Consider the following 22,601-nt stretch of genomic DNA (forward strand, 5'->3'; position numbering starts at 1 on the left):
TGGGTTAAAGCCCCTATCACACCAAAGCAAAGCCACTGGCCCGCTGCACACGCTGCGCTATGGTACTGGCCAGCACAGCATCATTATCGTAAATCAGGGTAAACCTTGTTTTGGCCCGGGTGATACCGGTATAAAGCAGCTCACGGGTCAGCACCGGACTACTGCTCGCCGGCAACAGCAAGGCAGTATGGCCAAACTCTGAACCCTGTGATTTATGCACCGTCATGGCAAACACCGTTTCGACGCTGTGCAACCGGCTGGGCAACACCCAGCGAATACCTCCCTCACCATCCGAAAACGCCACCCGCAGTACCGTGCCCGCTTGCTCCTGCATGGCTAAACAGACACCAATATCGCCATTCATCAGCTGCAAGTGATAATCGTTGCGGGTCATCAGCACCGGCCGGCCCGGATACCAGGCCTGGCTCTGCGGCTTGATCAGATCATGCCGGGCCAGTAGCTGCTCGATGCGGGTATTCAGCCCTTGCACGCCCCAGTCCCCTTCGCGCACAGCGCCAAGCAGCTGAAAATCACGTTGCAATGCCAAAATCTGCAGTGCAGCCTGGTTACGCTGCACTGGCTCGGCTGCAGGGTCAAACCCAGCCACGGCGGTTAAATACGGCCGGTAGCCGGTCAGCAGCAACGCCTTCAGGGCATCGCCAAAAGACGTTGCTGCAAAAGTGGATGCCGTGGTCCGGGCTACTGCTCCGACCGATGTGGACATACTTTGCTGCAGCAACTGTACCGGGCTGTCCTGCTTAGCGGCTATCGCTTTGATAACCGCTATTGCAGAACGGGCATTTTCAGAAGGATCCATGGCCGCAGCAGCTTCAACCTCAGTAGCAGTACCGCCACGATTGACCAGGCTGGCCAACTGATGAATAGCCCCCCCTTCTTTAAAGCGATAACTGTGGCGCAGCATCGCAGTAACCTGTGCCAGCGCCGGGGCATCCTCTGTTGCCACAAACTGCTCTGGCACCCTGGCTGCGCACAAGTCTTGCAAATAGGCCGCTATGCCTGGCCGGTAGTTGCCGGCTTCGGCAAAACGACACAAGTCCCCCAGCACCGATCCCGCCTCCACCGAGGCCAACTGATCCTTGTCGCCCAACAAATACAAGCGGCAATTGGCTGGCAAGGCCTGCACCAGCGCCGCCATCAGTTCTACATCCACCATCGAGGCTTCATCCACCACCACCACATCGGCGGCCAGTGGGTTTTGCCGCTGATGCTTAAAGTGCCGGCTGTCGGGCCGGGCACCCAGCAAACGATGCACGGTTTGCACCTGAGTTGGCAACCAGGCTTTTAGCTGCTCAGGCTCTGGTAGTGGTAAGGCGCTCACATCCAACTGCTGCAAACTCTGGGAAATGGACTCATTCAGGCGGGCAGCGGCTTTGCCGGTGGGGGCCGCCAGCAGGATCTGCAGTGGTTTTTGTTGCCCGGTCAGCTGAATCCCCTGCAGCAGTGCCAGCAACTTGATCACCGTAGTGGTTTTGCCGGTGCCGGGCCCACCGGTAATAATGGCAAAACGACTGCGCAGCGCTAAAGCACAGGCGGCCATCTGCCAGTCAAAAGGCATTGCGCGCTTATGCTGTGGGAAAAGCCCCTGCAACAAGGCCCCGACAGAAGCTACGGCCAGCTCCGGCACGGCTTGCATACGGCGGGTTATTTCACGGCCAATCAACTGTTCGTACTGCCAGTAACGACGCATGTACAACAGCGGCTGATGCGCGCTGCCTGCCATTACAAAAGGAGCACTACCCGCCAGTACCAAGGGAGCATTGGCAGGCGCTTGCTGATCGTGCAACTGGCAGCTTACCAGGCTGGAGCCTTGCAACAGCTGTAGCCAATCCTGCAAAGTGTAAGCGCTCAGGTACTGTTTTAAGCCGGCATCGGCCTGCTGCCAGAGTTCACTGCGCCCGGGCTGGGTCTGAATAGAGCCCTGCGCCTGATTAGTGCCTTGCGCCAGGGTAGCAGCGATATCCAGACAAACATGGCCGCGACCATTGGCCTCACTGCACAGCAAAATGGCCAGCAGCTCCAATTCGCTCAGCTCTGGCAATTGCCGGTAAAAAAAATGGGCCAGCATCCAGTCAAGCTTACGGACAAGCCCGGCCTCACTCCAGGCTTGCGCTTGCTGCAATAACCTAGCCCCATTTGAAGTTTCGCCCTGTGCTGTCATGTTCGGTGCTGTCATGCTCTGTGTTGTCATGCAAAGCCCTCCGTCACCGCATCGCTCTGCTGCCACAGGGAATCAGTCATGGTTTCCCCCTGAAACAGTGCATCCAGCTGCTCTATCAATGCCCGCTCTGGCCGGTACTGCCATAGTCCGTGCTGGTTGGGCTCGGCAGCACCACGCACAAACCAGTACCAGGCGCCGCCGATATGGCGATCGTAATCGTAATCCGCCAAGCGGCTTTGCAATAAACGATGCAGCGCAAGGACGTACAGCACCAACTGCATGTCGTAGCGATGGCTCAACATCGCCTGCTGCATCGCCTGTTGGTGGTAACTGCTATCCTCATCCCCCAGGCTGTTGGTTTTCCAGTCCAGCACAAAGTAGCGGCCCTGATGCTCAACCACCATATCGATAAAGCCTTTCACCATACCGTTTAGTTGCTCCGGCTCGGCCTGTGGCCGCGCCTCCCCTGGCAGCACAAAGTGATGGATCAGCCGATCCAGCTGACAACTGCTGACCTGTTCACTGGGCAATAAAAATTCCAGCTCCACCGCTATCTGCGCTGGGGTTAATGCCATCAGTTGCAGCGGCAGCTCGCCCGCCTCCACTGGCACCGACTGCTGCAAAAAACTCCCCAGCCAGTCGCTCAGAGCCTCAGCAGCCTCTGCCAGCCCCAGAGCCTGGCAACGGCTTTGCAGCTCCGCCAGCCGCCCCGCAGCATCCTGCACCGCAGCAGCAAAACCAGACCAGCTGCGGCCATCGCTATCCAGATAACGATGCGCAGCTGCCCATTCCAGTAAAGCGTGAATAAAGGTGCCAAAGGCCGCTCCTTTGGGCAGCTGATGCATCAGCTGTGATGAGACGGTCGAGACAGTTGGGCGCAGGGAGCTCGCTGTATTCCCGGTTATTCCGGCGCTGTCTGCTGCATACAGCTCGGCTTGCAGCGCCGCTTTGGCATCGTCAGGCTCGCTTACATCGGTTGCTGCCGCGCGGCTTGCCTGCGTATGGTGCTCATGGGCATGAGCCTGAAAACGAATGGCCGAGTAACTGGCTATCCACCAGCGCTGATAAGGTGGTAGCTGTGGGCAAGCGGCCGGCTCCAGCAGTGGCAGCGCCTCTGTAGGCTGATAAGGCTCAGTGTCAACCTCTGGCTCCAGCTGCAGCAGGACGCCCTCTCTAGGGAGATCCTGCAACTGCTGCTGCAACTCGGCTGGTTGCTGGTAAGGCGTATCCCCGTTGAACAAATAGCCAAAAGCGCCCTGATGGTTTTGCATTTTTTTGCCCTGCAGACAAACAGCCGCGGTGCCAAGCCAGAGGCCATGCCGTGCCCGGGTCAGAGCAACATACAACAGCCGCATATCCTCACTTAACCGCTCATCATCGGCTTGTTGCCAGGCAGCAGGAAAAGCCTCTTTGCCGGCCACTTCGGTGCCGCTATAGCCCGCATCCCGGTAAGGGACCTGCCGTACCTTGCCATCGATGGGCCGCCAACCGACCACAAAGGGCAAAAACACCAGCGGGTACTCCAGGCCTTTGGATTTATGAATGGTGATGATTTTGACCAGGGCCGCATCGCTTTCCAACCGGATCACCTGCTCTTCGCCCGGCTCAGCCAGATGCTCGGCCAGGTGGCGGATCAGTGCCTGCTCGCCCTCCAACTGCACCGCCTGTTGCTGCAGCCAGTCGGCCAGATGCAGCAGATTGGTCAGTTGCCGCTCGCCCTGTTGCTGGCGCAGTAAACGGGCCGGCAGCTGATACTGATCCAGCAATTGACGCAGCATCGCCAGCACCCCCTGGCTGCGCCAGCAGGCCTGCAAGCGCAAAAAACACTGAACCTGGGCTTCCAGCGCCAGCTCATCCTGCTGCCAGGCCATCAGTTGCTGCAACGAGAGTCCAAGGCTGGGGGTGGCCAGCGCAGCTTTTACCAAACTTAAATCCATCGGACTGGCACAGGCCCGCAGCCAGAGCAATACATCCGCCGCTTCGGCCGTGGCAAACACCGAGCCGCGATCGGACAAATACACCGCCGGTACCTGCAGCTTGCTAAGTTCAGCCTTGATCAACTGCGCCTCTTGCTGGCTGCGCACCAGCACCGCAATGTCTTCTGCTGCCAGCGGCCGGCTCTGCTCGCCCTCAAAGCGGCAGCGTCCGGCACTGGCGGCATTGAGCAAAAAGGCAATCCGGCTGGCACACTGAGTCGCACTGTACTCACGGTAAGCACCGATACGCCAGGGCTCATCGCCGGCCAGATGCTGAATGTGCAGCGCCGGCAACGGCTTGCCATCCAGCAGCAGTTGCTCGTTGCGACCACTTGCACTGACCGCCGTATAGGGCAGCGGATTATCGGCACCATGCTCGCTTTTAAAGCGAAAGGCAGCGCGCGGATGGGCCTCAGCCTGCATAAACAGCTGATTGCAGGCATCGACCACCGCCTGGGTAGAGCGAAAGTTGCGGCTTAAACTGTAATGGCGGCCGGCGGTATCCTGCCGTGCCTGCAAGTAGGTATGAATATCGGCACCGCGAAAGCTGTAAATGGCTTGCTTGGGATCACCAATCAGCACCACGGCGGTATGGGTATCGTTGTCAGCAATACGGTAAATACGGTTGAAAATACCGTATTGCACCGGATCGGTATCCTGAAACTCGTCAATCAGTGCCACCGGATACGCTGCCCGAATAGCGGCCGCCAATTGGCTGGCGTGCTCACCGGCCTGCTCCGGATCCAGTGCCTGATGCAGTTCGGTCAGTAAATCGTTAAACCCCAGCTGCGCCTGGCGGTTCAGCCGCCGCTTCAGCTCGCGCCGGCACCAGTAAAGGGCATGGCTTAAAATGCCCTCTTTCAGGCAGATCTGACTCGCATCGTCCGCCTCTGCCTGCTGCTCCAGCAAGTCGGCCAAAGCAGCCATAGCGATAAAGGCCGGGTGATCCGGCTCGGACTCTGGTGCCTGATCTTTTTTCCAGACAAAACGCCCGGTGGCAAAATTGGCCATTTTCTTATCGAAGGCGCGCTGCCCCAGGCTCCACTGCGCCAGCTCGCTTAACATGCGCTGAAACTTGTCTGTGGTATTGGAATAATGCCGGGTGGCATTAAAGCGACTTTGCAATGCCAGCAGCTGCTGCTCAAGTTCCGGCCAATGCTCAGCCCATAACTTTTGTACTGACTGCTCCAAAGTGGCAAAGGCGGCCTGCTGCGCTTGCTGCTGTTGCCTGGCGGCGATGGCTTCAGTTAGCAATGCCTGCAACTCAGCGTCCTGCTCAAGCTTAAGAGGAGCACCGGCAAACAGCAGCACCGGCTCGGCCTGGCTTAACAGGGAGAGCAAGGCTTTACGCAACCGATCCGGGTTCAGATAACACTGCTGCACCACGGCAGCACCATCGGCCGATAAGGGGTAAAAGTGCTGGCGCCAGTAGTCTTTAACCAGCGTATCCAGCAATTCCGTCTGATCGGTTAACAGCTCTCGTTGAAACAAGCCGCGGCTATCAAAGGCATGCTCCGCCAGCATTTTATGGCACCAACCATGAATGGTGGCAATCATGGCTTCATCCATGGCTTCCGCCGCCCGCTTTAAGCGCAAAGCACAAGCTGGCCAATCCTGATCCGGGTAACTCAGTACCAACTGCCACAACGGATCCGCCGCCGGGGGCTGTTGACGCAGCGCAGACGGGGACTGACGAAACAGGCGGGCCGCTTCCACCAGGCGTTGCCGCACCCGGCTACGGAGTTCCTCTGTCGCCGCTTCGGTAAAGGTCAGCACCAGGATATCTCGTGGCGTGAGCGGCCGGCTGTAGGCTGATGTTTCTGAGTTTTGCTCAGAACTATGTTCAGAACTAGGCTCATAGCTATGCTCAGAGCTAGGCGCATCCCCATGGCCCAGCACCAGCCGCACATAGAGCAAGGCCAGCGAAAAGGTCTTGCCGGTGCCGGCACTGGCTTCAATCAGGCGACTGCCATAAAGCGGAAAACGCAGTAAATCCAAGTCCTGTGCTTTCATCATTGGCTTCCTCCTAACGCCAGCTGCTGCAACAGTGGTGCATACAGCGCCTCGCCAAGAGCTGCAAAGTCGGCATCGATGCTAAGTTGCTCAAAATCAGGCCAGTAGCGTTGCAACAGCGGATAATCGCGCACTTCAGCAGTAATGGCGTAATCGCCTTGAAAATCACTGCCTTCGTAACTCTGGATGGCGGCTTTTTCATCGCCGCCGAAAAAGGCCAGCATGGTTTTACAGGCCAGCGGCAAAGGACGTTGCAGCGCTTGCAGGTAAGCATCCAACAATTGATTAAACAGCTGCATAGCCTGCGCTTGATCAAGCGACGGCAAGCGAAAAATTGCATCCGGCCCAATCAACAGGGTTTCAACTGCACCGGCCTGCTGTGCCAGCAGATGCGCCGGCCAAAAGCGACACAGATGGTAGCTTTTCAGTTGCTGCTTCGCATCAAACAACCGGCTGGGCTGCACCATTAAACGCAGCAAACGGCCATCCTGATGCTGACGAATATCGCTCAGGCTGTCTTCAAACACTACCGGCAGCGTTTCATCCAGCATCTGCTGCCAGTAGAGGGTGTCGCCATAAGGTACCGATTGCAGCTGCAGCTGTTGCCACTGCTGTAGCAACGGCGCCAGCTGTTGATTTTTTTGCTGCATCAATAAAGCGCCAAAGCCGCCCATCGGTAAAGCGCCGGCCCGCTGCAACCGGGTTGTTTCCTGCTGCAGCAGTTGCTCGGTAGTCAGTGGTTGGCCTTGGGGCGTACTGCCAGCACTTAACCCCTGCTCCAACCGGGCGATCAACGCCTGATCCAGCACCCAGCCATCCAGGCCACCAGCGACAAAAAGCTCATCGTCACGTTCACTGTCCGGCTCAAAGCCACTGTAAATTCCCAGCCGCTTTTGATACAGCACGCGGGCCGGATGCCGTAAAAAACTGGCCAAATCGCTCAGACGAATGTGCGTGGCTTCCAGTGGAAAATCTGGCGGCGCTGTATCCGCAGCCTCAGCCATGCCTGGCTCCAAAGCGGCGCGCCAGTCTTCGGCATAGCTGAACAAGCGCGGGTCCCGCACCGCTTCAAAGTAACGGCGGCTAAAGGGTTGCAGGGGATGATCCACCGTCAGCTGCTGCAACAGCTTTTGCTCTGGATAGGCTGTTTCCAGATAATCCCTTAACAGCCCAACCAGTACTGAAGGCGGTTTTTCGCTGTTATCACGGATACTAAAACCCACCCAGCTCAGCACCAATTTGTGGCGGGCCGCCTGCAGAGCTTCTAAAAACAGGTAATGATCATCGTCCCGGCGCGAACGATCCCCCGGGCGATAACCGGCTTGCATCAGATCAAAATCATTGCGCCGGACCGGACGCGGATAATCGCCATCGTTCATGCCCAGCAGCCAGATCTGACCAAAAGGAATGGCCCGCATCGGCATCAGGGTGGCAAAGTTCACCGCTCCGGCCAAAAAGCGCTGCTGCAGACTGGGCTGATCCAGCTCGCTTAACAGCGCATCGCGCACCACCTCCAATGCCAGCGGCTGCTCAGCCAGTCCGCTGTCGGCCAGGTGTTGCAAAAAGCGGCTTAATTGCTGGCGAATGCGGGCATCTGCCTGCTGATCGGCCGGGCTTTGCGGCACAAAAAATTGCTCCAGCAACATCAAGAGCAACGGTTGCCAGTCTGCCGCTTTATGGGGCTGCTGCAACTGCTGCCAACTTTGTTCCAGCGCATGCACCAGCTCGGCCAAAGGCCCAACCAAAGCGGCATCCAGCCCTGCCACTTCATCGTAAGGCTCGATGTCCTGCCAGGCTTCGCCCTCGCCAACCACATAGCCCAGCAGCATCCGCTTTAGGCCAAACCACCAGCTGTTTTGCTCCAGTTGTTCGGGCAAGCCAAAGGCTGCCCGTTGCTGGCCGCTTAATCCCCAGCGAATATTGGCCCCTTCAATCCAGGGCTTTAAGCGGGCAACGCCGGCTTCATCCAGCCCAAAGCGCTGTTGCAGCGCAGAGGTGTCCAGCAAGTCCAGCATGGCGCTGACGGTAAAACGGTTATCCGGCAAACGAAGCAGGGTTTCAAAAGCCAGCAACAGGCTATTGCGGTGACGCAGTCCCTGATCGGCAACAAAGTACGGCAAATACCGCGGATCTTCTGGCCGAAACCGCCCAAAAGTAGCCGCAATGTAAGGGGCATATTGGTTGATATCCGGCACCATCACCAGAATATCGCGTGGCGTAAGCGACTGGCCCTGCTCATTGGCCTGACTGAGCTCATGCAGCAGTTGGTCGTGCAGGACTTCCAGCTCCCGCAACGGGCTATGACAACGCATAAACTGCAGGCTGCGATCACTGACTGGTACCTTCGTTTTCATGCCGGCGCGCTCTTCGGCCGAGCGCAGCTCAAGAATATCCTGCTGCAGCTGCTGCAATAAGCTGTCTTCGCCTGGCGACTCAAACAAATCAATGCGACCGGCAAAATACTGCTGATAACGGCCGCTGTCATCCAGCTCATCCAACAAATGCAGGTAATCCCGGCCTTGCTTGCCAAGCGCTGCCAGTAAAGGGTTCCCGGCCAGGTGCAACTGCTCTGCCGATAACTGAGCCAGTGGGTGCTCACCGGGCCGCCTGGCCCGGCGGTATTCCTGGCGCAATAAATCGCGGCCATCAATCAAATCGCCCCAATACTGCTGGCAGGGATTGCTGACAAAAAGCAGCACCTGACAAAACGGCGATAAGGCGTGCAGAGCATCCAGCGTTTGGCGCGGCAATGAGGAAATGCCAAACACTACCACCCGCCGTGGCAAGCCGGCCGGTCGGGCCTGTAATTGCTGGCAGGCGGTTAAAAATTGCTGATGCACATCAGCACGGCTTAAAGCTGTGGGCTGCTGGCTTTGGATCTCCTGCTGCAACTGACGCCACAGCCAAGGCTGCCACAGCTGGTGAGCCGGCAGCGGATGGCCATCGATGCTGTCGTTGCCTTGCTGCCACTGCTGCAGCCAATCGGCCCGATACACCTGATACTGGTCAAATAAATCGGCCAGCTGAAACGCCAGCTGATAACAACGCCTGGCATCGGTGGGATCTTTGGCCAAAAAACCATGCAAGGGTGCAAGTTCCGAAAGCTCCGGCAACTGCTGAAGCAGGCGGTACAAGCGCCAGCCAAGTGCATCTTTGTTGTAAGGCGACTCGGCCGGTAAGGCCGGCAGCACAGTGCGGTAAGCCTGCCATAAAAACCGGCCCGGCAACTCGGTACAAATCCCGGCTGCAATGCCAAGACCTCCCTGCGCTTTTGGTGCGGCCAGCGCCAGTTTCAGCCACTGGGCAATCCCATTGCTTTGTACCAGAAAAGTTTCGGTTTCCAGCGGTGCTAACGGATAGCGCTGACACCACTGCAGCATCACATCACGCAATTGCTCCAGCCGGTTGCCCTGTAGCACCATAAAACCTGTAGGCCAATCCTGAGCTGTCATCGGATCCCTGTTCTAATCTGTGTCACTTACTTTTTCACAGTATGCCATAGCTTGTTGCATTCAATGAATCCTTCTGTGCTTGATAGGCAGGACTGACTGTTTAACTGACTGTTTAACTTACAGTGAAATCCACGGCAACAGCCGGGCCATGTTGCAGGCATCGTCGATACCGCGGTGATGGCGCCCTTCAAATACAAGCCCATGAAAAGCCAATGCAGCTTGCAAGCCAAAATTCGTGCCCCTTGCCATCTATACGCTTATCGCGTACAATTTGTAGATGAAAAGCGTATTTGTCGAATCATCTATTTTTGAAAAATACCGCGAAGCTTATCTCAATGATGAAGAGTATAGGCTCTTCCAGGCTGAGTTAATGCTTAACCCGAAAATGGGTGATGTGATTCAAGGTACTGGCGGTTTGCGGAAAACTCGAGTTGCAAGTAAAGGTAAGGGAAAAAGTGGTGGCTCCCGTGTTATCTATTACTTTCTTGATGAGAAAAGGCGCTTCTACTTGCTGACGATTTATGGCAAAAATGAAATGTCAGATTTGAACGCAAGTCAAAGAAAACAACTGATGGCTTTTATGGAGGCGTGGCGCAATGAGCAATCGTGATTTATTTGCAGAGTTAAGCTTGGCTCTTGTGGAAGCTAAGCAGCATTCTGAAGGAAAGTTGACGCTAAAAACACATCAAGTCAGTGATGTGGGTGAGTTGAATATTACACCAAATGAAATTGTGAGTATTCGAGAGCAGTTTAATATGTCCCGTGGTGTTTTTGCGCGGTTACTTCACACGTCTTCGCGCACATTAGAAAACTGGGAACAAGGACGCAGTGCACCCAATGGTCAGGCAGTCACACTTTTAAAGTTAGTCCAGCGTCATCCAGAAACACTGGCTTATATTTCCAAGCTATAACGCTTCGAAAAGTCGGCGTTAATGGCCTCGTCAGCACCAACAGGCGTGGAGCCGTTTGGCTTTTTCAATATCGCGCAACGCTTTATTCGATGCCATGCTTCAGCCCCTAACTCATAAGCTGTTCATTCGCCAGAAAAACTGCGGACTAGAAAAAAGTGATGGTTTGGCTTTTGTGTGTTCACGCCAACTCAGTGTGCAGTAGTGTCAGCTCGGGTAAGGTCCCACAGCGTGCCCTGCCAGCCTGATATCGTGCCATTGTCACCACAGACAGGGCAAATCCAAACAATCTGTTGATCGTCTGGATCAATATAGCTGGCAATTTCACCAACACACGACTTACGGTTGGGTCGCCTGCGACAAGGAACCTTGGGGTACAGATGTTCCCCATAGGGATCTCCCGTCGTTTCTTGTGTTATCGCAGTAAAGTACTCGGCCAATCGCCAGCCAGGGCCTGAGCTTATGGCAATGGCGCCATACTCATTGAGATAGTGGCGCAGATCGACAATCCAGGTATCACTCATGCTCTCCCCCGCTCAACTGGTATTTGCTGTGCTACCGATATCATTAATTTAAACCCAAAGCCTACAAAGGGATCCACGGCAGCAACCGAGCCATGTTGCGTGCATCGTCGATACCCCGATGATAACGGCCTTCAAAGACAAGCCCATGAAAAGCAAATGCAGCTTGCAAACCAGAGCGGCGTTTAGCGGCCCTGCCCTCACGCCACAATTGCTTCAGGTTTTTGTGCGGCAAAGCCAAGAATTTTGGCGCGCAGCCATGCCGCTGTTGTTCCGCTTCCAGTTGACGGCGGTCGTACTCGCCCCAAGAGGCCCAGCATACCGGCTGATATTTGGCTAGCCATGCATCTACGGCTAAAACCACCTCAGCATAAACCGGCGCGACAGCTACTTGCTGCTGCGTAATCCCAGTTAACTCGGTGCAAAAGGCACTAAGCTGTGGCCGTAACACTGGGCGCACCAGAAACGACTGAGCATCCACCACCGTGCCATCGGGATCTGCCACTACGCAGCCAAACTCAATGACTTCCATATCTTCAACAGTTTGACGACGATTAAGGCCAGGCACATCACCATCCCAGCAAGTGGCTTCCAGATCGACAATCAGCAGGTGTTTCGTCATAACCATCACTTTTTTCGAGCGGTTAAACAACTCTGCGTGGCACAAAGCGGGCGCTTAGTTTAAAACCACCCGGAGCTAATAGCTTCGCTAGTACGGACAAACGTGGATCCGTCTGACCTCTTTCAATGTCTCTGAGCGTTTTATCCGACACCTTGGTGTACGCTGCGTATTGCGTTTGAGTCATGTCATACAATTCGGTACGAATGCGCCTAATGGCCTCACCCAGCGAAAGGGACCCGGCCTCAATCGCCGTTTCAATGTCGTGGATTAACTCCAGCCGTTGCTCAGCTGACGAGCTTGTCATGCTGCACCCCCAATTCAGTTAGCTTTTCATGCACACGATAAAAACCAAGGGCCGGAAAGTTGATAATTTCAGCAGGGCAACCATGCTGCTGCAGTAACTCAGGTAAACGCAATAAGGGTTTACTAAGCATGATTAAAAAATCCAGCAGCTCTGAAGGAGAGCCATAATGCGCTAACTGCTGGACCACTTTGTCAAATCGAACAACACCAGCCATTTCAAAATGCTCGCCCCATTTAAAAAGCCGCGTGATGTTTTCGGGATCCGCTTTCATCGGCGCAAAATCATAAATGGGAGCAAACCGGATATCGCCCTGAGATTTCAAAAATGAGATATTGCGACCATGGTTGTCGGAATTACCAAACATCACATTCAGAAAATCCCTGGCCAGATACTGTTTGGCAAAATCAACCGACGACATGCTGGTACAGTGGCTTATTTTCGACCAAATAGCGTCCATCACCGCAAAATGGTTTTGATAACTGCCAGGGCCGGCATTCAGCATTGAGTAAATGCTTTCCATACCCAGCCGAACCGCTTTGCCCTCCTCAACCACAACATCAAAGCGCGGAAGCCACAAGCTGGTTTGGCCTTCATGTTCCAGCACCATCATTCGGCTTGCATCCAGGCTAGCAATCTCAGTGCCTTGTAAAACCTCGGCCAAAATTTGGTAAAATGCACCTTCGGCCTGCAAAATATGATTATCACGCGCAGTGCGCTGATTGCGGGCAAATTTGGTCAAATATGGAATGGCGTTTAGGGGTTTGCCAGCAAAATCTGCATCGATGTATACCAACTGCCCGCTCACCATCAACAGCAGCTTTGGTGCAACCCCAACAGCCCCGGTCGCACCGCCAACCGCAGCACCGTGTTCATTGGCATACTCTAAAAAGTCGTGTTGCAGCGCCACAACGGCATCGAGAGGAAAGGCTTTTTGGTTGACTCCACTTACTAAAGCAACGGACTCTTTAATGCGAAGATTACCAATAGGTGCCGTGCAGGCATGGGTTAGTAAAGCGAAGTTTTGCGAAAAAATACTTTGTCGGCTGACATCAAGATAATTCAGCCACCAGTCACGTGATTTGCCAACCGGCAACAAGTCGTCCAGCAACGAAGGCCAACCAGGGTAATCGACGGGCAAAATGCTAACCGGTGCGTTGACTGAACAAGCCCAACTGTCAACGGTGTCGTACTTGGCCGCATCACGAATATACGCGCTCAGATAGCTGAGCCGAACAGGACTGCTGAGATCATCACCCAGAAAGTTGAGTTCGGCTGCATCCCACCACCGCCCCTGATTGAACAACTGCAACGTAAGCTTCTTCACCCTACCACCGGAACTTTGTTACCGAATAAAAGCAATCATAGCTCACAAAACAGAGTCAATCTACCGTAAACCGGTATCAGACAGCAATAAAACGGAATCAAACTATCGTTCGCAGTCAGAACCAGTTCGACTTCCAGCTCAGCAGTCGAACTGCCAATACCTGCAAGGCTTGCAGACGATCAGATGGCTCGGTGGTGCTTCAGGTGTTACAAAACTAACGAATCCTTACTGCTTTGAAACACCTAAAGCTAAGTCGAGCTGGCTAACGTTGCTCGCGCTCGGCTACTTTACTCTGGATCCAATCCAGCACATCCTCTCTCACCCAAACGGCTACCCGCTCAGACAATTTAACCGGTTTTGGCAAGTGGAAAGCAAAAGACCTGCACGTAGAGTGGAAACAGCAACAGCAAAACCGGCAGCATGCCAAGTTTAGGCTGTACTGTACTGCATTGCGCCGCACAGTCTGGTTTTCACCCCACAGCGCTGGCATGTGCGGGCTTACTGCGAAAAGAACCGTGATTTTCGGGATTTTGTGCTAAGCCGCTTTCATAGCGTGGAAGGCAAAGCCTAGCAGCACCAGCAGGATGACAACCGCTGGAATACCCTGGTACCGATAGAGCTGATACCCGGTTAACCGAGTACCAAAAAGCCATTATTGAAACCGACTACAACATGAACCAAGGCAAGCGCATCATCGAAGTGCGCTCCGCCCTGGTGCCTTATGCCGTGCAGGCACTGAACCTGGATTTGACCAAAATAGACGCCAGGCCCGAGGCCCAGCAGATCATGGTGGCTAATTTAGCTGAGGTGCAGCGGCATGCTTTTTGATGGTTTTTGAGCAAATTTTCACAGTAATTCCGTACTGGGAATTTACTGCCAACTGCTTCCAATTAAACAATGAAAACAATAGCCAGTACCAACTGGTGAAATTTAAACGATACCTCTATGCTATAAGTTAGAATAATTTACAGGAATAAAAAATGGCACATAGTTCAAAAGAATTAGCCGAACAGTTTGAGTCAATGGCAGAGGAGTCTGAACTACTTGTTATTAAGTCATTATTAGAAGCGACTCGAGCAGTTTTTCATCAGTGCGATCTTTTTGTTGTTACAAATTCGAAAAAAATGAAGCCCGTTATTCGGATTGGATCTAAGCGAAGTCATCTCGATAACGAAGTTAAAAATCGAGTCGTACTTTCAATAGGTTCGCCAAGAAATGGCAAGGGGCCTGTTGTTTCGTGGGGGGGGCAAGGCACGAAGAAAGAAAAAGCCTTAAAGTCCAAAATCCATAAGCTAGATGGTGTAGAGAACGTATTTGGTACAGTTAAAGGGATCGAGCTTGGGGATATTGATTCTTCTGCTATAGAGCGATATTTCGAATTTTTACAGCGGCATGAGGGCTCTACTTTACTACAAAGATACTTTGATGGAAATTCCATTTGCGATCTCTCTTTTATGAGATTGCCTGAGGGGAATGCAGCTTCATCACCAAAGTCTGTTGTACGTAAGCCTAATGAAGGTGAAATTGAAGCATGGCTTAATGAAGTAACGATACTCCAAGAACCATTAGTGAAGTACTTGAAGCAACAACATGCCATTGATGAATATGAAGTTTCTTCAGAGCAGAAATCAGATATTGGCCGTATAGACATTATGTTATGCCCGAAAAATAATAATTCAGATCTCCCACTGGCCATTTTAGAGCTTAAATTTTTAGGTAATAGTGAATCTAACTCTATTGATCGTACTAAGATCCGACTTGCTTATGGTCAATTGCTTGACTACTCCATTCAACAAGCAAAACAATGCTCATTTAGTTTCATTGAAAGGTGGTTGGTTATTAATCATGTCCCATCTGACTATAAAATCTTCTTAGAAAAGCTAACTGAACTAGATTCCAAATTTTCAGTATGGACTTTCAATGAGGAAGATAAAGTACCGCTGAAGAAGCAAATTGGCGAATCGTATTTTCCGATTCCTTAGAGGTTGGTATTATATGAAAAGTCCATCAGTACCATTATATTACAGCATCCGAACTACCTAATTTTTTCATTAATGCCATAAAAGCCTACAGCTAAGCAAGCTTTTATGGCCAATATACTGACTATAAAACAAACCCAATTGGTCGCGAAGGCGCTACAGCTTTTAGCTTGCATTAAGCCGCTATCGCCTGGGGTCAGGCACGCTAGGCTTATAGCTTGGGCCATGGCTTGTTTGCATGGTTTTAGCTGCATCTGCTTGCAGTAACGCCTGAATAGTTGTTCAGTTTGCTACAGCTTCAGGTAGCCAAAGCAGTATAACCATGGACGGGACTTGCAATTGATTGGCTAGATCAGATGTGGAATTTTCCACCCTGGATACTTGCTTAGGCTTTACAGGCATTGCATCAACTCCTCTTCGCTTGATATGGGTACTTTAACGCCGCACTGCGACACCATACGTCGCGATTAAATGCTATCCTACAGGACATGAGATCCCTTTAAACTCATTGGATATCCGTATGTCTTCTGTAAAAAGCGCACCGACCATCAGCCGGCACTGGGAGCTGTTAAAGCTACTGCCAAGCAGAGCGCCCGGAGCTGAAGCAAAGCACCTGACCGCACAGCTAATGGATCGCGGCTTTACCGTCACCAAACGCACGGTTGAGCGCGATTTGCAGATGCTCTCTGGCATTTTCCCACTGCAATGCAACGACAAAGGCACGCCCTATGGTTGGTATTGGATGCAAGAAACCTCACTGGATTTACCGGGGATCAGCCTGATGGATGCACTAAGTCTGCAGTTGGTGGAGCAAAGCCTGCGGTTTGTGGTGCCCTCCTCCATGCTGCAGCCGCTGACCTCACGTTTTATGCAGGCGCACAATAAACTGCGCGCACTGCAGGAAGATGCACCTGGGGCGGCCTGGCTGGATAAAGTGGCGGTGGTTGAACCCGGGATGGCACTGCTGCCGCCGGGGGTTGATGCTGTCTTACTGGAAAGTATTCAGGAAGCACTGCTTCGCGATAAACAGCTGGATGCGCAGTATATGTCGCCGCACCACAATGCACCTAAGTCTTATAGGCTGAATCCCCTGGCATTGGTACAGCGCGGTGCCGTCAGTTACCTGATTGCCAGCTGCGTGCCCTACCATGATCCGCTGCGTTTTGTGTTGCATCGATTTAAGTCGGTAACCTTGTGCGACGAAGCGGCCATTCGCCCTGCAGACTTTAAGTTACAAGACTACCTAGCCAATGGCGCAATGCAATTTAGTGAGGGCGAGCAAATTAAGCTGGAAGCGCAGGTGCGTGGCGACTTGGTGACTCTGCTACAGGAAACTCCGTTATCGCATGATATGACACTGCGGCCATACCCCGATGAAAGCTACCGACTTACCGCTACGGTGTTTAGTGGCATCCAGCTGGATTTATGGTTGATGATGCAAAGCAGTTCGCTTACGGTAATAGCACCCGCATCGCTGCGCGAGCGGGTGATTAAGCGTCTGAGTAAGGCCATGCAGCAGTATCAAAGCACGGTGTAGGAGTTAGATAGCGTCTTGGGCAAGCCAGTTAGCCACCAGTTTCGGCACTTCTGCGGCAGCTTTGCCCTGCAGGAAGCGGTACTCGCTGACAAAGCCAGGTGACTCCAGATTAACCAGTACTTTTTCCGCCTTGTGGTGGGCGTAAGACAGCAAGGAGGCAGCCGGATAGACTTGCAACGAGGTGCCAACCACCAGAATTTTATCGGCACTTTCCACCTCTTCTATCGCCGTTATCATGGCGGGGACCTCTTCACCAAACCAAACAATGTTGGGGCGAAGGGCAGAACCATCGGCTGCGGTATCGTGCTCGGTTAACTCCACATCGCCGATGTATTCCACCAGTTCCGGGCTGAGGCTGCTGCGAGCTTCGCAGAGTTTGCCGTGCAAATGAATGACCTGTGTAGAGCCGGCTCGCTCATGCAAATCATCCACATTCTGCGTAATCACCACCACCTGATAGTGCCGCTCCAAACTGGCAATGGCAAGGTGAGCCGCATTCGGGCTGGCTGCAGCAGCTTGTTTTCGCCGTGCATTGTAAAAACGATGCACCAGCTCCGGGTTGGCAGCAAAAGCCTCTGCCGTGGCCAGCTCTTCAACCGCGTATTTTTGCCACAAACCATCGGCATCCCGAAAGGTGGCCAGGCCGCTCTCGGCGCTGATACCGGCGCCGCTTATCACAACGATTTTTTCTTTTTTAGATTGCATGGCTTTTCCGGCGATCTTCTTAGATTTACTCTTTGTTTTTTGCTGACGGCTGCAACCACGACAAATACGCTTCGTACAAGGCCAGCCGGCTTTGTTCACAGGCTAAGTGCAAGGGCAAGTACTCACCCAAGAATACTGGCTTGCCCAATCCCACCACGGGATAAGCCAGCTCTTCACCATTGACTACTGGTACGTCCAGCAGGCTTTCACTCAGGTAATCGATAAAGTCGTACTGCGTCATGGCCGGCTCAGTTCTTAACTCCGCATCGTAGGGAAGCTCATCCAAATCGCATGCGACGAAAAGATACGACATGGCAGCCTTTATGGCATGATGATCCCACAGCCGGTAGCGCATATGCTCTTTAGCATACCATTTGGCCGCATGGTCCCATAACTGCTCCCACTCCAAGCTGATAGCAGGATAATACACCTGTTCGCGCAGCTCGGCCTCACCCAGATAATGCAGCTCGCCATTGTTGAGGCATCCTTTGAGCAGATGAAAAGCTGCGCAGTATGGCCCGCCCTGCTGCTCTTGGTAGGACAATGCTTTGACTTTCTCCTGCATTTTGTTGGTAAGAGCCATCAAGTGTAGCTGCCGTCGGCGCTGCACTGTATTCGACAGCCAATCGTACATGTCGGCATAATCTTTGAAGTCGCCTTCACAGGGCCGTCCAATGCTTGTTGTGCCTAAACCAAAGTCACGCTGAAACTTCTGCAGATCGTGATTGACGCTTTCATAGTGCAATTCATCCATTTCCCAGACCATGCGGCCTCCAATTAAGGTTGTTCTGTTAAAGTACGCTGCACCATCAGATAATCCTCTTCGGTCAGCCGCTGAGGTAAGGGGCCCGAAGTTTCATTAAGTTGAAAACATAGCGTATCGGCTCTGTTTTGCAGCAAGGCAGCTTTGTGGTGCATCAGTGCATAGCAGACCGGGACGGGCAGCTCCGCTTGCTGAGTTTTGGCAACCAGATAACAGCCCAAACTACCTACCCCTAGCAGTAACACAGATGCAGCTGAACCGGCCTGAGCCTGCTGAGCATCCTGTGCAGTGGACTTTTGGTTGATGTTGCTTGAACGGCTGGCATGCAAAGACTCCGAATCTGTCATAACGACAGCATACGGCAGCATTGCGACAAAATAAGCCGCAGCAGAACCCAGCCGCAAAGCGACCTATTTTGTCGCTGGAAAACAGTAAGCTGGCAGCACATTGGTTTGAGGAATTACCATGGCCAAGCTGCTGCTACTTTCACCGACCTTGTGCTGGCAACAGCGCCTGCCTGAGTTGTCGCCTTATTTCATGGGGACGCTTCATGGTAATGAACTTACCCGAACCGAGCGTCTGACATTTGCAAGGCTCAACAAACGGCTTTGTGCACTGGAGCAAGAACTCGCAAACGACATAGCGGCTGTAATGGAAGAGCTACCAGCCCTGTCGCTGCATGGCCAGGCAGCCTCTTTCCAGTGCAATGCACGACTTTACTTTTGCCTGCATGATGACGATCCGTATTACAACGATGATGACAGCAATTACCTGGTGTTGATGGATCTGCAGGTGCAAACTGCACCTTGGGAACCTCAGCAATTGCCTGACGGCCCCGGGGCAATGTTGTGGCCCTGCCCTTCCTCTTCGCTTCAGCAACAACTCGCTACCGCTCCTCACAGCGGTATGCTGGCCACCTTAGTTGCAGAAGGCTTGAGCCTGGCGAATTGTTTACGCATTGGCAGCGTCAAGACTGAGCTGTTATTGACATGCCGCAGTAGTCATCGCTTCAACCTGCCGTATGCCAGACGCTTGTCCGCGATGGCTGATTATGCTGCCCCCTACACAGAGGCCATCGACCGGCTGGCCATCAGCAAAGATGCCTACCCATTGCTGCCCAAACAAAAAATCTGCTTAAAAGGAAACAAATGATGTGCGGTTACTGCATAGAGGCAGCGCTTTGTTGCAACTTTCACCACAGGGGACGTTTTGTGCTACCCGATAGTTTGGATGAACAAAACTCACAGCCTGGTTCGGATGAGGGCTGTTACGCTTTGTTTGAATCGCCTGAACCATCGGAACTGCCAGAGCTCTGGCTTAGTGCGGTAAAATCCTATCATCCCTACTGGCAACTGCGTGTTATAGAGCAGGAGCTGCTGAAACTGCCAGTTTGTTTTAAGCAGTTAAGTACAGAGGAGCCGCAGTCAAAAAGCGGCTGGCCACACCTGGAATCCGTCTGGCAAGCGGCCCTTCAACAAACAGAGCCTGCTTTGCCAACAGAGCTGTCAGATGCCATGCTGGCTGAGGCCAGTCACTGCCTTGAATATGCTGCCGCCCACTTCTACAGCAGGGGCGATTTAAGTGACGGTGATGCCAGCTCAGCTGCGGATTTTGAAACACTGTTTCCACTGTTTTGGCTGGCTTTTCGTTTAATGCAGCAGCATCAGCCGCTTCACCCGGTGTTTCGACAACTGGCTTGCTCTGAGCCAACCCACTGCCCTGACTTTTTGGGCAGCGATCTGCTGCTGATCCGTCATTCCCTGCAGCACTGTGTACAGCAGCTTGGGATGCCATTTCTCGAGCAACACGCCAATGAGCTGCGAACTGAACTCATCACTTATGTGCTGAATGCCAACCCATGGAGCCCTTCTCAATTATTGCATTGGCAAGCCTTGCTCGACAACTGGCAAGGCAGGCAAGAGGTGTATGGCATTGGCAATGCACAACGTCTGCTGGCGGCGTTGCTTTTGGAGCAGCGGCCCCATAAGTAGCGGCTCATTTTCCCCTTTAAGCCAACCATAAAGCCTGTAAACTCAACTCTGATCCTTCAAGCTAAGCTCCGGCAAAAGCTCGTAAACTGGGCAAGCAGCCGCGAGCTCTTGTCTGATTTGTTGTTTTTCCTCCGGTAGGTTAACGATGCCCAGTAACCAGGCCAGGTGGCTTTTCGCGTGCAGATCAAGCTCGTCTTTGACATCAAAAAACACCGCAACTTGCTGTGGCAGGCTGTCCGGTAGTGCCATTTCTGTCGTCAGCTTTTGCAATTTGGTTTGGTAGTACACTTTGTGCAGCAGGTCGCTTCGGGATAGATTCCCCAGCAGCTCATCCCGCTCAATCAAAGTCAGTGCATGGTTGTAATAGTGCTTTGCTGACTCGGGCTGTCCGAGCAAAAAATAAAGCTCGCCCAAGTTGCTCCAAACCTGATGGATGGCCACCTCCGGTTGCTCATTGATGGCAAGCTGCTTGTGTTTAATGGCCAGCTCATACTTGCCTTGCATCTGGTAAATAGTCCCTAAGTTTTCATGACCCAACCGGTCGTTGTCAAAGTTATTGATGACGGCCCAATAGGTTTCTTCTGCCTGTTCCAGTTCACCATAACACAGCTGCAGCGTGCCCAGATTAGCCAGGATTATTTCGTGCTGCATGCTTGCCTTTGCAAACTGCGCGATAGCCTGCTGTGCGTTGCCTTGCATAAAATACAGACTTCCTAAAATATTGTTGGCGTACCAATGCCCGGGGACTAAATCAACGGCTTGCTTTGCATACGCAATGGCTAGCTCCCCTGGAGGAACCGTGTCGTCCTCACCAAAACGGGCCTGATAAACGCTGGCTTTGACAGCAAGCGCATCGGCATCGGTGCTGGTTAAGCTAGCATGCTCGTTTAACAGTACTAAGGCTTGTTCGGTGCGGCCGCTCCGGGCCAGTAGCTCGGCTTGCGCCGTGATGACCTCAAGTAAGTCTGGTCGTTGCTCTGCAGCTAATTGGCAGTAGGTGGCAGCTTTTTCAAGCGAGGCCGTTTCTTCCTGGATCCAACTGCTTCGAACGTAAAGACGGCATAGCTCTGCATGAGCAGCGGCGAAGCTTGTGTCCTGCTCCAAAGCCTGCAACAAATGGGATTCAGCAAGCAAAAAGCTGTTAGCTGAATTACTGATAAATAACTGATTTTTTCCCTGTAAAAAATAGTTCAGTGCAACACCAGAGTTTGACAAAATGGGCGCAAGAGGCTCGCCGGCAATAAAACGCTGGCTTTGCAGCACAATCGAATTGCCTATCGCTGCAGTTTGAGCTGCAAAGGCGGCGTGATGAAACAAACTCTGATGGATAATCAGACTGTGCTGATTCGATATCATTGTGGCAGAAATGGCATCGTAATAGCGCTCTTCGTGCTGAGTGAGGTGTAAAACACCATGGGCCTGCCAGGTGGTCATCACCTCATTTGCCGGCAACAGATATGCTTCTGGCCTGCTGAGAACAATGGCTCTAATCGCATTCTGCTCAGATAGTTGGCTGGCAATTAGCTCTGCCAACTCGTGGAGATTGGCCGGTGCCTGCACCACAATCAACACCTTACCCAATGGTGACGTGAGCCTGGTGCTCGCAGGATGCGAAGAAGCATGATCTGCACTGCTCTGTTGCCACCAAATCAGACTCCCCATCAGGATCACCAAGGCTAGCATGGCGAAACCGATCTTAGGAATGACGCGGCTGGCTGCAAACGGGCCTGACTGCGAATACATTACATTAGCCTGCAATGTTTCTGGCTCATCGCTCTGGCCGGAGAGCACTTCAGAGAAACGGTTGTCGTCTTTTGACAGGTAAATAGTGTAGGTCGGAACCTGCAGCGCCTTGGCAATGCGCGCCAAATTATGAGGGGAGACTGCTTGCTCCCGGAAGACTTTGCTGACCAGGTCACGAGGTGGTTTCGTGATGCCTTCATTGTATGCGATTTGCTGTGCCAAATCGGCTTGTGTTTCAAAGCCGCTTGCCAACATAGCAGCTTCCAGCTTTTCTCTGGATGCTCTGACTCCGCGTTTACGTTTTCTACCGTCCATGTTCAGTTGACGTGAAGCAAGTGAGTAAATTGATAGTAGCGAAGCACTGCTCAAATTGCACGTTTAATCATCAATATGAACTGCATCTATGTATTCAATCGTCACTAAACGCCGGTTAATGGCAGTTAAAATTCACCCAATCCTGATTACGCTTGCATCCTCATCCACCACGACCTAAAACAACTTAGCTGTTTAACAAACAAAGCATTCCCTAGCCTGAAATAGTGAGTCGCGGCGCTCGAGTGCTATAGCACGGCTAGCAAGAATGA

General features: G+C 52.9%; 19 protein-coding genes. 8 read left to right on the forward strand and 11 right to left on the reverse strand.

Going from position 1 to position 22,601, the window contains the following annotated elements:
• Positions 1-16: 16 nt before the first annotated feature.
• From recD to recC, 3 genes are read right to left on the reverse strand one after another with little or no spacing between them, the layout of a single operon-like run.
• Positions 17-2,209 (reverse strand): exodeoxyribonuclease V subunit alpha, encoded by a 2,193-nt coding sequence (gene recD / locus ABC502_RS10780; RefSeq protein ID WP_345915893.1) that lies wholly within the window; start codon positions 2,207-2,209, stop codon positions 17-19.
• Positions 2,206-6,171 (reverse strand): exodeoxyribonuclease V subunit beta, encoded by a 3,966-nt coding sequence (gene recB / locus ABC502_RS10785; protein WP_345915894.1) that lies wholly within the window; start codon positions 6,169-6,171, stop codon positions 2,206-2,208. The genes recD and recB overlap by 4 nt, the downstream gene beginning before the upstream one ends.
• On the reverse strand, positions 6,168-9,620 hold the full coding sequence (gene recC, locus ABC502_RS10790) for an exodeoxyribonuclease V subunit gamma (protein WP_345915895.1): 3,453 nt from the start codon (positions 9,618-9,620) through the stop codon (positions 6,168-6,170). Before recC ends, recB begins: the two co-directional genes overlap by 4 nt.
• 277 nt (positions 9,621-9,897) lie before the next feature.
• Here recC and ABC502_RS10795 point away from each other — a divergent pair, with 277 nt between their 5' ends.
• Complete coding sequence (locus ABC502_RS10795) at positions 9,898-10,230, forward strand: type II toxin-antitoxin system RelE/ParE family toxin (protein WP_345915896.1); 333 nt, start codon at positions 9,898-9,900, stop codon at positions 10,228-10,230.
• On the forward strand, positions 10,217-10,531 hold the full coding sequence (locus tag ABC502_RS10800) for a DNA-binding transcriptional regulator (RefSeq protein ID WP_330089166.1): 315 nt from the start codon (positions 10,217-10,219) through the stop codon (positions 10,529-10,531). The genes ABC502_RS10795 and ABC502_RS10800 overlap by 14 nt, the downstream gene beginning before the upstream one ends.
• Before the next feature lie 188 nt (positions 10,532-10,719).
• Here the strand turns inward: ABC502_RS10800 and ABC502_RS10805 are convergent, their stop codons facing one another.
• The 4 genes from ABC502_RS10805 to ABC502_RS10820 all read right to left on the reverse strand — a co-directional run bounded on the left by ABC502_RS10805 (position 10,720) and on the right by ABC502_RS10820 (position 13,299).
• Complete coding sequence (locus tag ABC502_RS10805; RefSeq protein ID WP_345915897.1) at positions 10,720-11,052, reverse strand: hypothetical protein; 333 nt, start codon at positions 11,050-11,052, stop codon at positions 10,720-10,722.
• Between the two features lie 61 nt (positions 11,053-11,113).
• On the reverse strand, positions 11,114-11,671 hold the full coding sequence (locus ABC502_RS10810; RefSeq protein ID WP_345915898.1) for a 3'-5' exonuclease: 558 nt from the start codon (positions 11,669-11,671) through the stop codon (positions 11,114-11,116).
• 22 nt (positions 11,672-11,693) lie between these two features.
• A complete protein-coding gene (locus ABC502_RS10815; protein WP_345915899.1) occupies positions 11,694-11,975 on the reverse strand; it encodes a helix-turn-helix transcriptional regulator in 282 nt (93 codons plus the stop codon).
• Complete coding sequence (locus ABC502_RS10820) at positions 11,956-13,299, reverse strand: HipA domain-containing protein (RefSeq protein WP_345915900.1); 1,344 nt, start codon at positions 13,297-13,299, stop codon at positions 11,956-11,958. The genes ABC502_RS10815 and ABC502_RS10820 overlap by 20 nt, the downstream gene beginning before the upstream one ends.
• 490 nt (positions 13,300-13,789) lie before the next feature.
• Between ABC502_RS10820 and ABC502_RS10825 the strand changes: the two genes are divergently transcribed.
• The 4 genes from ABC502_RS10825 (at position 13,790) to ABC502_RS10840 (ending at position 16,815) form a co-directional block, all read left to right on the forward strand.
• On the forward strand, positions 13,790-13,870 hold the full coding sequence (locus tag ABC502_RS10825) for a hypothetical protein (RefSeq protein ID WP_345915981.1): 81 nt from the start codon (positions 13,790-13,792) through the stop codon (positions 13,868-13,870).
• Positions 13,871-13,971: 101 nt separating this feature from the next.
• Positions 13,972-14,127, forward strand: a complete 156-nt coding sequence (locus ABC502_RS10830) for a hypothetical protein (RefSeq protein WP_345915901.1) — start codon at positions 13,972-13,974, stop codon at positions 14,125-14,127.
• 152 nt (positions 14,128-14,279) lie between these two features.
• Positions 14,280-15,281 carry a hypothetical protein gene (locus ABC502_RS10835; protein WP_345915902.1) on the forward strand — a complete coding sequence of 334 codons (1,002 nt, stop codon included), beginning with the start codon at positions 14,280-14,282 and terminating at the stop codon, positions 15,279-15,281.
• 517 nt (positions 15,282-15,798) lie between these two features.
• Positions 15,799-16,815: a WYL domain-containing protein gene (locus ABC502_RS10840; RefSeq protein ID WP_345915903.1), complete on the forward strand. Its 1,017-nt coding sequence runs from the start codon at positions 15,799-15,801 to the stop codon at positions 16,813-16,815.
• A gap of 3 nt (positions 16,816-16,818) precedes the next feature.
• On the opposite strand, the gene ABC502_RS10845 is transcribed toward ABC502_RS10840, so the two are convergent.
• The 3 genes from ABC502_RS10845 to ABC502_RS10855 are packed head-to-tail and all read right to left on the reverse strand — an operon-like array spanning position 16,819 to position 18,630.
• Positions 16,819-17,520 (reverse strand): Sir2 family NAD-dependent protein deacetylase, encoded by a 702-nt coding sequence (locus ABC502_RS10845; protein ID WP_345915904.1) that lies wholly within the window; start codon positions 17,518-17,520, stop codon positions 16,819-16,821.
• A gap of 25 nt (positions 17,521-17,545) precedes the next feature.
• Positions 17,546-18,286 (reverse strand): hypothetical protein, encoded by a 741-nt coding sequence (locus ABC502_RS10850; RefSeq protein ID WP_345915905.1) that lies wholly within the window; start codon positions 18,284-18,286, stop codon positions 17,546-17,548.
• Positions 18,287-18,297: 11 nt separating this feature from the next.
• On the reverse strand, positions 18,298-18,630 hold the full coding sequence (locus ABC502_RS10855; protein WP_345915906.1) for a hypothetical protein: 333 nt from the start codon (positions 18,628-18,630) through the stop codon (positions 18,298-18,300).
• Between the two features lie 118 nt (positions 18,631-18,748).
• Between ABC502_RS10855 and ABC502_RS10860 the strand changes: the two genes are divergently transcribed.
• A complete protein-coding gene (locus ABC502_RS10860) occupies positions 18,749-19,435 on the forward strand; it encodes a hypothetical protein (RefSeq protein WP_345915907.1) in 687 nt (228 codons plus the stop codon).
• A 59-nt stretch (positions 19,436-19,494) separates the two neighbouring features.
• Complete coding sequence (locus ABC502_RS10865) at positions 19,495-20,274, forward strand: hypothetical protein (RefSeq protein ID WP_345915908.1); 780 nt, start codon at positions 19,495-19,497, stop codon at positions 20,272-20,274.
• 42 nt (positions 20,275-20,316) lie between these two features.
• On the opposite strand, the gene ABC502_RS10870 is transcribed toward ABC502_RS10865, so the two are convergent.
• Positions 20,317-22,272 carry a tetratricopeptide repeat protein gene (locus tag ABC502_RS10870; RefSeq protein ID WP_345915909.1) on the reverse strand — a complete coding sequence of 652 codons (1,956 nt, stop codon included), beginning with the start codon at positions 22,270-22,272 and terminating at the stop codon, positions 20,317-20,319.
• Positions 22,273-22,601: the final 329 nt, after the last annotated feature.

Source organism: Alkalimonas sp. NCh-2, assembly GCF_039631345.1.
GTDB classification, from domain to species: domain Bacteria; phylum Pseudomonadota; class Gammaproteobacteria; order Enterobacterales; family Alteromonadaceae; genus Alkalimonas; species Alkalimonas mucilaginosa.

Excerpts from the sequence above, each read along its gene's own strand:
- ABC502_RS10845 (WP_345915904.1), bottom strand. The coding sequence starts at position 17,520 with ATGCAATCTAAAAAAGAAAAAATCGTTGTGATAAGCGGCGCCGGTATC.
- ABC502_RS10850 (WP_345915905.1), bottom strand. The coding sequence starts at position 18,286 with ATGGTCTGGGAAATGGATGAATTGCACTATGAAAGCGTCAATCACGAT.
- ABC502_RS10810 (WP_345915898.1), bottom strand. The coding sequence starts at position 11,671 with ATGACGAAACACCTGCTGATTGTCGATCTGGAAGCCACTTGCTGGGAT.
- ABC502_RS10835 (WP_345915902.1), top strand. The coding sequence starts at position 14,280 with ATGGCACATAGTTCAAAAGAATTAGCCGAACAGTTTGAGTCAATGGCA.
- ABC502_RS10830 (WP_345915901.1), top strand. The coding sequence starts at position 13,972 with ATGAACCAAGGCAAGCGCATCATCGAAGTGCGCTCCGCCCTGGTGCCT.
- ABC502_RS10855 (WP_345915906.1), bottom strand. The coding sequence starts at position 18,630 with ATGACAGATTCGGAGTCTTTGCATGCCAGCCGTTCAAGCAACATCAAC.
- recC (WP_345915895.1), bottom strand. The coding sequence starts at position 9,620 with ATGACAGCTCAGGATTGGCCTACAGGTTTTATGGTGCTACAGGGCAAC.
- ABC502_RS10805 (WP_345915897.1), bottom strand. The coding sequence starts at position 11,052 with ATGAGTGATACCTGGATTGTCGATCTGCGCCACTATCTCAATGAGTAT.
- ABC502_RS10815 (WP_345915899.1), bottom strand. The coding sequence starts at position 11,975 with ATGACAAGCTCGTCAGCTGAGCAACGGCTGGAGTTAATCCACGACATT.
- ABC502_RS10870 (WP_345915909.1), bottom strand. The coding sequence starts at position 22,272 with ATGTTGGCAAGCGGCTTTGAAACACAAGCCGATTTGGCACAGCAAATC.
- ABC502_RS10860 (WP_345915907.1), top strand. The coding sequence starts at position 18,749 with ATGGCCAAGCTGCTGCTACTTTCACCGACCTTGTGCTGGCAACAGCGC.
- recB (WP_345915894.1), bottom strand. The coding sequence starts at position 6,171 with ATGATGAAAGCACAGGACTTGGATTTACTGCGTTTTCCGCTTTATGGC.
- ABC502_RS10795 (WP_345915896.1), top strand. The coding sequence starts at position 9,898 with ATGAAAAGCGTATTTGTCGAATCATCTATTTTTGAAAAATACCGCGAA.
- ABC502_RS10840 (WP_345915903.1), top strand. The coding sequence starts at position 15,799 with ATGTCTTCTGTAAAAAGCGCACCGACCATCAGCCGGCACTGGGAGCTG.
- ABC502_RS10800 (WP_330089166.1), top strand. The coding sequence starts at position 10,217 with ATGAGCAATCGTGATTTATTTGCAGAGTTAAGCTTGGCTCTTGTGGAA.
- recD (WP_345915893.1), bottom strand. The coding sequence starts at position 2,209 with ATGACAACACAGAGCATGACAGCACCGAACATGACAGCACAGGGCGAA.